The sequence below is a fragment of the Pseudoalteromonas sp. S408 genome, assembly GCF_005886645.1.
In the GTDB taxonomy this organism is placed as follows: Bacteria; Pseudomonadota; Gammaproteobacteria; order Enterobacterales; family Alteromonadaceae; genus Pseudoalteromonas.
This window is the reverse complement of sequence record NZ_PNDY01000007.1, coordinates 124,443-137,440: the sequence shown is the minus strand read 5'-3', so window position 1 is coordinate 137,440 and position 12,998 is coordinate 124,443. Positions and strand designations below refer to the sequence as shown.

Below are 12,998 nucleotides of genomic sequence, written 5' to 3'. Positions count from 1 at the left end.
AATTTTATGTTTGAAAAAAGCTTAACTAATTATTTTCACAAACAAGGATTGGTATGACGACTCAGGTAGAGGCTATCCATGGTGTTATTTTTGATCTAGATGGTACATTAGTATCTTCAGAGCTCGACTTTTCACTTATTAAAGCCCAAATTGGCTGTCCCGATAACGAAGATTTACTCGACTTTATAGCGGAACTTCCTTCTCCTTACATGCGCGAAGAGGCAATGAACATAGTTCATCAGCATGAATTACTAGACGCTCAACATGCCACGTTACTACCTGGCGTAAGTGAAGCCATTGCACTTTTACATGAACGAAATATTCCGATGGCAATCGTGACGCGCAATTTTGACAAAGCCGCTGCACTTAAATTAAAAAATAACCCCCTTCCTATCAGTACAGTGCTTACACGAAGTGATGCACCCGCTAAACCTGATCCGAGTGCATTAAATGCCATTGCTACGCTTTGGAACATAAGTGCTGATAACCTGCTGTATGTGGGCGATTATTTGTACGACATTCAGGCAGCACACAATGCTAAAATGCGTGCATGCTTATATGCTCCAGATGAAACGCCGTCTTACGCAGATCAAGCCGATTACGTTTTGCATGATTTTTACGACTTAGTTGCTTTAGTTGAAAGCTACGCTAAAAAAGTAGAGTTATGTTAAATTAGCCGCTGATTTATTTCAGTTGTATACATTACCTATAAAATGCACGTAAGGTTTACTAGCCCAACTCGCTTTGAATTGTTAAAATATTAAAAAGTAATGTATTTATTAGAGGCACATAATGGGCAGAGCATTTGTAGTTCGTCAAAGTTCTATGATCAAAACAGCCAATGCAAAAACAAAAGTAAATTCAAAGTACGGTAAAGAAATTTACGTTGCGGCTAAAAATGGTGAACCCGATCCTGAAGTAAACCAAACTTTGCGTCGTCTAATCGAAAAAGCTAAAAAAGATCAAGTTCCTGCACATGTTATCGACAAAGCAATAGAAAAAGCAGCCGGTGGAGCTGGAGAGGACTATGCTGTTGCTCGATACGAAGGTTATGGCCCTGGCAACTGTATGGTAATTGTTGATTGCTTAACCGATAACCCAAACAGAACAATTAAAGATGTGCGTTTGCCGTTTACTAAAACTGACTCAAAAATAGGTACACCTGGTTGTGTAGCGCACATGTTTGATCATTACGCGGTATTGGGTTTTGCAGGCGATGACGATGAAGTTGTATTAGAAGCGCTAATGATGGCAGACGTTGACGTTGCTGATGTAGAGGCTGAAGATGGAAAAATTTCGGTTTTTGCACCGCCTACAGAATACTTTAAGGCTAAAACAGCGCTTGAAGACGCATTTGAAGGTATTAACTTTGAGGTAGACGAAATTACTTTTATCCCTCAAGTTAACATTGATATTGAGGACGAAGAGGTTATTGCTAACTTCGATAAATTTATAAACATGCTTGAAGACTGTGATGATGTACAAAATGTTTATCACAATGCAATTATAAAAAAATAACCTAACTTCGTTTATTTATAGCAAATAAAATTAAAAAGCGTGTTTTGTGTATGCAAAACACGCTTTTTTGTATTTACAGAAATGTTAGGTATTCATAGAGGTTATTGATTTATGTGTTTCTATTTTAAAATGTGCACTTTTTATTGTATTTATACACATTGATATGAATACCGGTGTGCTTGTTATTTAATTTAAATAATAAAAAACCAGCCCTGAGGCTGGTTTTGACACGAAATAAACAATTAAGATACAGCGTTAAACATTTGGAGTGTATTAACTTTGCTGTAACTTATACTGTATACGGTAGCTATGTAATAACGGTTCAGTATAGCCACTAGGTTGTGTTGTTCCTTCAAGTACTAAGGCGAGGGCAGCTTGAAACGCAATACTATTGTTTAGTGTTTCAGGGCTGCTGGCCATTGGGGTATAGGCTTTATCGTGTTCGTTTTGGCCGTCTACTACCTTAGCCATTTTTGCCATTGTGGATGTAATTTGTTCTTGTGTACATATACCATGCAATAACCAGTTAGCCATATGTTGGCTTGAAATTCTAAGTGTTGCTCTGTCTTCCATTAGTCCGACATGGTTAATATCTGGCACTTTAGAGCAGCCTACACCTTGGTCTATCCATCTTACGACGTAACCTAAAATACCTTGCGCATTGTTTTCCAGCTCACTTTGTATATCTTCTTTTGAAAGTGACGATGGGTCTTGCATCAGTGGTGGAGTAAGCAGGTCGTCAAGGCTCGCTATGGCACGCTGAGCGATTGCGTCTTGCTCGCTAAAAACATTTATATCATGGTAATGCATAGCATGCAGCGTTGCAGCAGTAGGCGAGGGCACCCATGCTGTATTAGCACCCGATTTAGGGTGTGCTAACTTTTGCTCCATCATTAGCGCCATTTTATCAGGCATAGGCCACATACCTTTGCCTATTTGAGCTTTTTGGCTTAATCCACAGGCAAGGCCAATATCGACGTTGCGATCTTCGTAAGCACAGATCCACGGCTGTTGTTTTATTTCGGCTTTAGGGAGCGCAACACCCGCTTGCATTGATGTGTGAATTTCGTCGCCTGTACGGTCTAAAAAGCCAGTGTTAATAAATACAACACGTTGTTTTGCTTCATTTATGCATGCTTTTAAGTTTACAGATGTACGACGTTCTTCATCCATAATACCCATTTTTAAGGTGTTTTTTGGTAAGTTTAATGCCTCTTCTACATGGGTAAAGAGTGTACTTGTAAACGCAACTTCTTCTGGGCCATGCATCTTAGGTTTTACAATATTAATGCTCTGTGCACTGCTATTTTTTACACCAGACGTTTTATTTAAGTCATGTAGGGCAGCTGTGGCAGTAAACATTGCATCCATTATGCCTTCAAAAACCGGCTCTCCGTAAACGTCAGTAATAGCTGGGTTTGTCATTAAATGGCCAACGTTTCTGACAAACATCATACTACGGCCCTTAAGTGTTATAGCGGTGCCATCAATAGAGGTATATGTTCTGTCGCTCTGCAGCGTACGCTCTACGACTTTATCGCCTTTTTTAAACGATTCAACCAGATTACCTTGCATTAAACCAAGCCAGTTTTTATAAACCTGTACTTTGTCTTGTGCATCGACAGCGGCTACAGAGTCTTCACAATCCATAATAGTGGTTAGAGCCGCTTCAAGTACCACATCTTTTAAACCCGCTTTATCAGCTTGGCCAATAATATGATGATGATCTATCTGTAATTCTATATGTAAACCGTTGTTCTTAAGTAATACAACGCTTGGATTTTGTGCTTCTCCCTGGTAGCCAATTAACTGAGATGGATCAGCTAACGTGGTTTGAGAGCTGTCACGTAGCGTAATAACCAGTGCGCCGTTTACAACAGAATAGTTAGTGCTTTCTATATGCGAGCCGTTTTCAAGCGGGAGTGCTTTGTCTAAAAACTGGCGTGCGTATGCCATTACTTTAAAGCCACGAACAGGGTTATAGGTAGTGCCTTTTTCGGCTCCGTCATCTTCACTTAATACGTCAGTCCCATACAAGGCGTCGTATAAAGAGCCCCAGCGTGCGTTAGCCGCATTGAGTGCAAAGCGTGCGTTACTTACTGGAACAACTAACTGTGGGCCTGCTGTAACAGCTATTTCGGGTTCAACCTGTTGTGTTTCAATTTTAAAATTAGCAGGCTCTGGTACAAGGTAGCCAATGTCACTTAAAAAGCGTTGGTATTGCTCGCTATTCCACGTTTTATTTTCATTGTGGTATTGATCAATTTGTTGCTGCAGTTGTTCTCGTTTGGCCAGTAATGCTTTGTTTATTGGCGTAAGTGTTTGAACAATTTTTGCAAAACTTTGCCAAAATTGGTGTTCTGATAAGTGTGTACCAGGTAGTAGTTGAGTTTTAACAAAGTCAGCAAGCTCTAAATCTACGCTGAGTCCTGAATGTGTGAGAGTGTGGGTCATAATTGCCTTCCTTAAACGGTCGCCATAGTATTTGTGCGTTTGAGCAACAATAACGTAAAAAAGTCATGTTGAGTGTGTTTTTGATATTCACAAAAAATATAGTCGTAATAAAAACTATAAATTTACTAAATCTGAAAAATAAGCCTAATGTTGAACTAAGCGCTACGGAGCACTAGCAACGTTGCCACTCTCACAACATATATTATTTATATACCCGTTCGAAGGACTTTATTATGACAACATATCAACGCGAAACCGATACACTTTCTACTTTATGCCAATCTCAAGGTAGTGCATGGCAGGCAATTAACCCAGAGTATGCAACTCGCATGCGTTTACAAAATCGTTTTCGCACTGGGATTGAAATTGCTCAATACACAGCAGACGTAATGCGTGAAGATATGGCCGCTTACGATAAAGATACAAGCCAGTACACACAGTCTTTAGGGTGTTGGCATGGATTTACTGCCCAGCAAATGATGATGGCTATTAAACGCCACCAAAAAACAACTAAACGTAGTTATGTTTACTTAAGTGGTTGGATGGTTGCTGCACTTCGCTCTGCGTTTGGTCCGCTACCAGACCAAAGTATGCACGAAAAAACATCTGTACCAGCGCTTATTGAAGAAATTTACACATTTTTAAAGCAGGCCGATGCCCGTGAGCTTGACCACTTATTTAATGATCTAGACGAGGCAAAAGCGAATGGCGGCGACGTTCAAGCTGTGCTTGATAAAATCGACAACTTTGAAACGCACGTGGTTCCAATTATTGCTGATATTGATGCCGGTTTTGGTAACGAAGAAGCAACCTACTTACTTGCTAAAAAAATGATTGAAGCCGGTGCATGTGCTATTCAAATCGAAAACCAAGTATCTGATGCTAAACAATGTGGTCACCAAGCGGGTAAAGTAACCGTACCTCACGAAGACTTTTTAGCAAAAATTAATGCGGTTCGCTATGCATTTTTAGAGCTAGGTATCGATAACGGTATTATTGTTGCTCGTACTGACTCATTAGGTGCTAGCTTGACTCAAAAAGTACCGGTATCACAAACTCCAGGTGATTTAGCAAGCCAGTATAATGCCTTCTTAGAGACGACACCTATTAATGGCGTAGAGGACTTGAACGAGGGTGATACGGCGATGAAAATTAACGGTGAGCTTTGTAAGCCAACTCGCCTTGAAAATGGTCTGTACCAGTTCCGTGAAGGAACGGAGAAAGACCGCGTAGTACTTGATTGTGTTACTAGCCTTCAATCGGGCGCAGATTTATTGTGGATTGAAACTGAAAAGCCGCACGTAAAACAAATTGCTGAACTTGTAAACCGCGTTAAAGAGCAAGTACCAAACGCTAAACTAGTTTACAACAACTCACCTTCATTTAACTGGACGCTTAAGTTCCGTGAGCAAGTTTATCAAGAGTGGGCCGAAGAAGGCCGCGACCTTAGCGCATACCCAAGCTTAGGCGACAACAAAGCATTGATGGCGCCAGAAATGGATGCAACAGAGCTTGCCGCTGCTGCTGACGTACTTGTACAGAACTTCCAACGTGATGGTGCACGTGAAGCAGGTATTTTCCACCACTTAATTACGCTGCCTACTTACCACACAGCAGCACTTAGCACAGATATTTTGTCAGAGGGCTACTTTGGTGACCTAGGCATGCTTGCTTATGTGCGTGATGTTCAACGTCAAGAAATTCGTCGTGAACAGGCTTCTGTTAAACACCAAGACCTAGCAGGTTCAAACATTGGTGATACACATAAAGAGTACTTCTCTGGTGATAACGCATTAAAAGCCGGTGGTGAAGATAACACCATGAACCAGTTCTAAAATTTCTAGATAGTGTTACTCAAGGGCCGTAAGGCCCTTTTTTTATGCGCAATGAAGTCTTTCTTAATAACAAGGTCTTTAGCCATATTTAAAGCGATTTTTTATGAGGAATAAGGCTTACATCAGGTTACTTAGGTATTGTAGATCATAGTTTTACTAACAACAGATTCACAGATCACGATTTAACTAGCTAACCGTATTTGTAGATCAGAGTTTAACTAACCGCTTAATTAAAGTGTTTTGTAAGTATTATTTTGCTGTAAAGGGGCTTAAAAGAGCAATGAAAGTATTGAAATGCGTTAATTTTTGCTGTTTTTAGCGCTTAAACTTAATTTATAAACCGATTTTTTACCAACGCTTACCTTCCACAAAACAAATTTTTACTAACTGAAAGGCTATAAACAGTGACTCAAACCGGTTTTTTACTAACTCAAGTTATAAAAAAAGCTATAAACCGAAATTTTACTAACTGAGAAATGGGTTAAGTCCGATATGAGATGTGTCATTAAAATGTAAAGGGGGTTTACACTTTGCATATATACAAAAGCCACTTTAAAAAAGTGGCTTTTAATAATCAACTCAAATGAAAAGTTATTTACTGTGCTTATCAAACCACCATTGAATATAAGCCACTTTAGTCATTAAGTTAGACGGGCGCGCTGTAATGCCATGTGATGCAGCAGGTATACGAACCATAGCGGTGTCTACACCTTGTAGTTTTAGCGCTTGGTAGTATTGCTCTGTTTCAGAAATGGGTGTTCGGTAGTCAGCTTCACCTGTTAGTAGCATTGTAGGGGTAGTCACATTACCTACATAACTAATTGGCGAGCGTTTCATATAATGCTCAATGTGGTCCCAAGGTTTGCCTGGAAACCAGTAATCAGCAAAAAAAGGATAAAAGTCAGCAGTTAGTACAAAGCTGATCCAATTTATAACGGGTTTTGCAACAACGGCAGCAGCAAATCGGTCAGTGTGACCAACAATCCAAGCAGTTAGTACACCTCCGCCAGAGCCTCCGGTAACAAATAGTTTAGATTCATCAATAAATCCTTTTGCAATAAGTGCATCAACCCCAGTCATTAAGTCATCAAAGTCATTACTTGGGTAATTATGATGAATAGTTTGTGCAAACTCTTTCCCATATGAGTCACTTCCGCGCGGGTTCATGTATAACACCACATTACCTTTTGCTGCAAAAAGCTGAACTTCGGCACTAAAGTGAGGGCCGTAATTAGCCACTGGCCCGCCATGAATTTCGAGTACGAGAGGGTATTTTTTAGATTTATCAAATCCTGGCGGGTAGGCAATCCAGCCCTGTATAGGTAATTGGTCATGGCTTGATTTAAGCCAAATCTCTTCTACTTTAGCCAGTTGTTTATCACCCAGCGCATCGCTATTAAGCGTGGTTAAACGCTCAGTTTTACCGCGTTTAATAGTTGCTATATCTGCAGGGCGTTGAGTGTCGGCAAGTGTAAAAGCAATATCGCCGTTATTGCTTACATCAAAATCCCCGCCTGAGTATGGTCGGCCGAATGCCACACTGCCAATTTTTTCGGTGATCACCTTACGTTTACCACTACGAGGTTGGTAGGCGAGTGCGGTTTGGCCTTCATCGGCATAGCTAAAATAGAGGCCTTTTGAATTTGCGTTCCATTTTATTTGGCCAACGCTGCGATCGAAATCGCTAGTTAGGCTTTGGGTATCACCGGTTTTTAAATCACGAATATAAAGTTGAGTGTTCTCGTAATTAGTGCGCTTGTCATCGTAGCCAGTATAAGCAAGGTAACGACCATCAGGCGAGACTTTTGGCTGTTGATCTGGGCCATTTCTATCAGTGATGGCTTCAATGGTTAATGTAGTAAGGTTTAGCTTATATACTTCAGTATTTGTGGGTTTAAGCTGGTTATTTTCATGCCTATTAGCTGAATAATACAGTGAGCTACCATCTTTACTAAAGCTGACATCGCCAGCGCTATCAAATTCATCACGGGTAAGTTGCTTAGCATTTCCGCCGTTAGCATCAAGTATAAATAACTGATTAAAGCCTTTTTGTGAGTAGCCGCCGCCATCAGCTCTATAGTATACATCGTCAATAAATTTAGCAGGCTCTGCCCACGTAGCCCCTTTAGGTTTTCCTGGTAAATTGACAGGTGTTACGGTTTTGCTTGGTACAAACATACTGAACACAAGCTGGCTTGAATCGGGAGTCCAGTTAATAGCGCGAGGGCTACTGGTTAAATTACTTATTTTGGCAATAGCACCGGTTTTAAGCCACTTCATATAAATTTGGCTGCTACCATCGCGGGTAGAAATAAACGCTAAGCGCTCACCATCGGGCGATAAAACAGGGGAGTAGTCCATATGCACGCCAGACGTTAGTGGCTGCATTTGTTTGGTTTTATAATCAACAGACCAAATGTTTCCGACTTTTCGGTCTGTTTTTATATCCATGCGGTTTCGCACAAAATAAACGGTTTTGCCGTTGTCGGTAATATCTATTTGGTTGGCGTATTCTAAGTCGAATATATCTTGAAGTTGCAATGTGTGTGTATCGTCTTTTGCGCTGGCTAAATGGCTTGCGCTTAATATAAGACTAAGAGCTAAAAACTGTTTCATTATTAATCCCTGTTGTTAACGTATGTACAGTTATAAGTGAGGGATTATTAAATTAACAGCACAATGCGATGAAGCTCATAATTAACTCTATGATTGCATTAATTTAGTAGAGTTATAAAAGCTGTAAAGGGGGTTTACAGCTTTCACGTATTAGTAAACTTTAGTCACAAAGTACTTTTATTTCTTTGATGAGTTCAATTGCATCATTATTGTCGCCATGAACACATAGGCTGTGCGCATTAAGCATAAGCTGCTTACCTGAGCGTGTGGTTACACTGCCATTTTGCAATAGCTGTTTTACCTGCGCCAATAAGGCGTGCTTATTTAGCACGCTGCCATCGAGCTTACGAGAAACTAAATAGCCTTCATCGGTGTACTGCCTGTCTGCAAACGCTTCGAGTATTAATTCAACATTAAACTGTTTAGCTAACTGAACGTGTTTTTCAGCGTTTTTGGTGGCTAAAATCATCAGTTTTAATCTGCTTGGGTAGCTCGCGACAGCAGATATAACGGTTGCTAATAGGTCGTTATTAGCCATCATATCGTTATAAAGCGCACCATGTGGTTTTACATAGCTTAAAGTTAGCCCCTGTATTTTTGCCATGCCTTCAAGAGCCGCTATCTGATAATGAATACAATTAGTTAGTTCGCTTGTTGATAACGCCATAGAGCGTCGGCCAAACCCCTGAAGATCGGGGTAACTTGGGTGTGCCCCCACCATTACGTTGTTTTGTTTAGCTAACTTTAATGTTGTTGCTATTACATCTGGGTCACCGCCATGAAAACCACAAGCAATATTAGCCATATTAATATGCGGCATAACTTGATCATCCAAGCCCATTTTCCATGAACCAAAGCTTTCGCCTAAATCACAATTGAGTTTCATGTTAATGGCCTTTTTGCGGTTTAATGGTAACAGGCAAGGTGCCCTTGGCAGTGGCTTGCCCCACTATTACTTTAGCGAGTGCGGTAAACGCTGGGCCTGAAACACGCTCATGCTTGTCTACATCAATATTGTAAGCATAAGAGGCCAATACACTGTGAGCATAGTCGCCAAATTTGGCGATATCGTAAGGGGCTCTCAAACTTATAAATACAGTACACTTATTAAATTTATTAGCCATGGCAAGCAGTGACTCAAGCGCCTTAGGTTGCTCTGCGTTATTTAAAGCAAAGCTTGGGTTATCGGCTAAGTCATCCATACCGCCAATCTCAACCGCACTTTGATTGGGCGTGGCGTTACCCGCTATAACAACATCAGCGGTTTTAATGCTCAGGGTTGCTTTCGCAGAGTCAAACCCTTGTAAGCTGCTACAGCTGAACGTAATAGACGATGAACTTACCGATTCAATTGCTTGTTGCATAGCCATACATTTGCGTGTGTCGGGCATAATAATATGTATGTGTTGGCCATCATTTAAATTTAGCGGCAATGTATTTTGTGTGTTTTTTACTTGTGTTATTGCTGCTAGAGCAAGCTCTGCTTCTACTTGTCTGTGCTGTTCGTTACCTATTATACTTTTTGCATGAACGACTGCATTGATAGGATCAAACTCAGTGGATAACTCAAATGCATTTTTAAGTGAAACAATACGCGCGGCCGATTGTGATATTTCTTGCTCATCTAATTGATTTGATTTAACAGCGTTAACTAACGACTTAATAAGCTCATCAAGCTTTGTTATATCATCGGGAGTTCTTATTTCTATTGGCATAAGCGCAATATCAACACCAGCTAAAAACGTATTTATAACCGCTTGAGTGGGTGAAAAAAACTGACTGATCCCTGCCATATCGAGTGCGTCGGTAACTACCACACCTTTATAGTTAAGCTCACCTCTTAAAATATCGGTAATGATAGTGCGCGACATAGTGGCGGGTTTAACCATTGTTTTGCCTTCTACAGAGACAAACGTTGAACTATCAAGCGCCGGATATTGTATATGCGCTGTCATGATCATACCGGGGTTTTGTTCGGCAATAATATGTTTAAAGGGGGCTAAATCTTGTTCGTAAATAATACTTTTTGAGTGGCCAACATTAGGAAGCCCTGTATGGCTATCAACGTGAGTATCGCCATGCCCCGGGAAATGTTTGAGCGATGTAATTATGCCATTACTTTCAAAGCCAGCAACTTGTGCTGCGCCGAGCTCACCCACACGTTGTGGGTTCTCACCAAACGAGCGTACATTTATTACCGGATTGTCTGGGTTCATATTTACATCAATGGTGGGTGCATAATTGACGTTGATACCCAGTGCGCTTAGCTCCTTGGCAATAACCGTTGCTGATTTAGTCGCAAAGTCAACGCCGTGCTGTTTATAGGTTGCACCAATAGACATATTACCCGTAAACGAGGTTGCAACATCACGCGGCAGCCGTGCAACTCGGCCGCCTTCTTGATCTATTGATATAAATAGCGGCAGTTTGCTTGCTGATTTACTGGCAGCGGTTTGTAGTTGGTTATTAAGCGCAATAGTTTGTTCAATTGACTGGGTGTTTTCTGAAAACAATATAACGCCACCAATGTTATAGTCGCTGATTGCTTGTGCCAATGGTTTTGGTAACTCTGTCATTGGTGTTCTGCAATGTGCACGTGCGCCTTGTTCACAAAAATAACGAAAGTCGAGTATTAACTTTTGTCCTAGTTTTTGCTCAAGAGAAAGAGCCGGTTTTGCAACCGTAGTAAGTGATGGCATTAAGCACCCAGATATAAAAATAATTGACGATAAAACATACTTATTTAGCAAAATACACTCCAAAGCTAAATAAAATGAACAAGTGAAAGCAGCTTATCTATTTTTTTATATAACTGCAAAATAAGCGCAGCCTAGTTACTACGGGGAAATATAACGTCACAGTGTAATAGATGGTTATTTGGCTGGTTATTAAAAATACACTATGTGCTCAAATATTAGATAATTAATGAGTGACGAGGTATAATTGTAAATACTCTTTAACAAAGTACTTGCTGTAATGGCAGTGTACTGTGGGCAGTTTACTTTTGCTGAATAAATTATTTCCTGTGCTTAATCTTCGTCTTCTTATTGTGCTGTTGGCTTTTTCTGCGTCGTTGGCAACGCTTATTAGTAGTTTTTATTCCACATACCAAGTACAAAAAGAGCAATTGATAAATCACACATTAAAAAGTAATTATGCCTATGCTAATAAACTTGCCTCAGCAACCGATAATTTCCTAGAGTCAGCAAAACAACAGCTGGCCTATTCTGCAAATAAAATTGAGCAAAACATTAACGATGCTTCACTATTACAAGAAGAAGTAACGCGCTTAAATTTGCAAACAAATAGCTTTAATTCAGTTGTTATAAATAAAAATGGAATCATACATGTTACGTCTCCTTATTTGCCTGAAATTATAGGGAAATCAATTTCCTCACCAGGCTCATCACAAGCTTTGAAAGAAAAAAAACCATTAATTAGTATGCCGTATATGTCGGCGGCTAAAAATTTAATTATTTTTATTTCGCATCCCTTGTTTGATAAAAACGGTAATTACTTAGGGTATGTTGGCGGTTCGCTCTATCTAAAAGAAAGAAACATATTAAATGATCTTCTAGAGCAACATTTTTATGAAGGAGGCTCGCACATATATGTGGTCGACGGGAGTAAACAAATATTATACCACCCAGACAAAAAACGCATAGGAACAAGCGTTACCAATAACAAGGTGATCAATGCGGTTATAACAGGGCAGTCGGGCCAAGTTACAGTATTAAATAGTAAAAATGTAGAAATGCTTGCAGGGTTTGCACCTGTAACAGCTGCGAATTGGGGGATTGTTGCTCAGCGCCCAGTAAAAGCAACGCTTTCTTCTCTAGATACATTAATTATGGAAGTATTTGCAAGAACACTTCCCATGGCATTAGTGACTTTTATACTCATTGGTGTTTTCTCGCATTTTATTTCCCGGCCATTAAAACAGTTGGCTAATAGCGTTAATAGGCTCGACGAAGCAAATAGTATAGATAAACTAAAACGCATTAAATCGTGGTACTTTGAAAGCCAAAAGCTAAAGCTCGCTATGCTTAACGGCGTAAATATATTGCATACACAAATCGGCCAGTTAAAACACGATGCTCAAACCGATCCGCTCACAAACACACATAATCGCAGAAGCTTAAATGGTTTGCTCAGCCAGCTTATGCTTAACAACACGCCGTTCGCTATTTTAGAAATAGACATCGATTTTTTTAAGCGTGTAAACGACACTTTTGGGCACGATAAAGGCGATGAAGCACTTAAAATATTAGCTGACATTATAAAAAATATCTCTCGAAAAGGGGATATTGTCTCGCGTATTGGTGGTGAGGAGTTTTTACTTGTATTGCCTCATGAGGACAGCCAAAGCGCCCTAAAAATAGCAGAACGATTACGCACCACGGTGGAAACAACTCAAATGGAAACAATCGGGTTCATTACCGTTTCAATCGGAATTGCAACTTGGCCAACCCACAGCAATAACATAGACCAAGTATACAAATGTGCAGACAAAGCCCTATACCATGCTAAAGAGCATGGCCGTAACCGCTGTGTAGTGGCAGAGCCCAGTTAATT

The 12,998-nt window shown here is 40.2% G+C and carries 8 protein-coding genes; 4 read left to right on the top strand and 4 right to left on the bottom strand.

What is annotated here, in order from left to right; all coding sequences use genetic code 11:
- Positions 1–53 precede the first annotated feature (53 nt).
- Both CWB62_RS07085 and CWB62_RS07080 read left to right on the top strand, forming a co-directional pair.
- Entirely contained in the window at positions 54–671 is a 618-nt protein-coding gene (locus CWB62_RS07085; protein WP_138528390.1) for an HAD family hydrolase, read from the top strand.
- A gap of 121 nt (positions 672–792) precedes the next feature.
- Positions 793–1,518 (top strand): YebC/PmpR family DNA-binding transcriptional regulator, encoded by a 726-nt coding sequence (locus tag CWB62_RS07080; RefSeq protein WP_058405417.1) that lies wholly within the window; start codon positions 793–795, stop codon positions 1,516–1,518.
- A gap of 273 nt (positions 1,519–1,791) precedes the next feature.
- Here CWB62_RS07080 and CWB62_RS07075 read toward each other — a convergent pair whose 3' ends face one another.
- Positions 1,792–3,972 (bottom strand): malate synthase G, encoded by a 2,181-nt coding sequence (locus CWB62_RS07075; protein ID WP_138528392.1) that lies wholly within the window; start codon positions 3,970–3,972, stop codon positions 1,792–1,794.
- A 233-nt stretch (positions 3,973–4,205) separates the two neighbouring features.
- Here CWB62_RS07075 and CWB62_RS07070 point away from each other — a divergent pair, with 233 nt between their 5' ends.
- The gene (locus CWB62_RS07070; protein ID WP_138528394.1) at positions 4,206–5,807 is read left to right on the top strand and encodes an isocitrate lyase; all 1,602 of its coding nucleotides are present in this window, start codon (positions 4,206–4,208) and stop codon (positions 5,805–5,807) included.
- 591 nt (positions 5,808–6,398) lie between these two features.
- On the opposite strand, the gene CWB62_RS07065 is transcribed toward CWB62_RS07070, so the two are convergent.
- The 3 genes from CWB62_RS07065 to CWB62_RS07055 all read right to left on the bottom strand — a co-directional run bounded on the left by CWB62_RS07065 (position 6,399) and on the right by CWB62_RS07055 (position 11,122).
- Positions 6,399–8,423, bottom strand: a complete 2,025-nt coding sequence (locus CWB62_RS07065) for a S9 family peptidase (RefSeq protein WP_058405419.1) — start codon at positions 8,421–8,423, stop codon at positions 6,399–6,401.
- 160 nt (positions 8,424–8,583) lie between these two features.
- Positions 8,584–9,309 carry a 5-oxoprolinase subunit PxpA gene (locus CWB62_RS07060; RefSeq protein WP_058405420.1) on the bottom strand — a complete coding sequence of 242 codons (726 nt, stop codon included), beginning with the start codon at positions 9,307–9,309 and terminating at the stop codon, positions 8,584–8,586.
- A gap of 1 nt (position 9,310) precedes the next feature.
- The gene (locus tag CWB62_RS07055) at positions 9,311–11,122 is read right to left on the bottom strand and encodes a glycoside hydrolase family 3 protein (protein ID WP_138528396.1); all 1,812 of its coding nucleotides are present in this window, start codon (positions 11,120–11,122) and stop codon (positions 9,311–9,313) included.
- Positions 11,123–11,427: 305 nt separating this feature from the next.
- On the opposite strand from CWB62_RS07055, the gene CWB62_RS07050 reads away from it, so the two are divergent.
- Positions 11,428–12,996, top strand: coding sequence for a sensor domain-containing diguanylate cyclase (locus tag CWB62_RS07050; protein ID WP_249310683.1), 1,569 nt, complete (start codon positions 11,428–11,430; stop codon positions 12,994–12,996).
- The last annotated feature ends 2 nt before the right edge of the window (positions 12,997–12,998 follow it).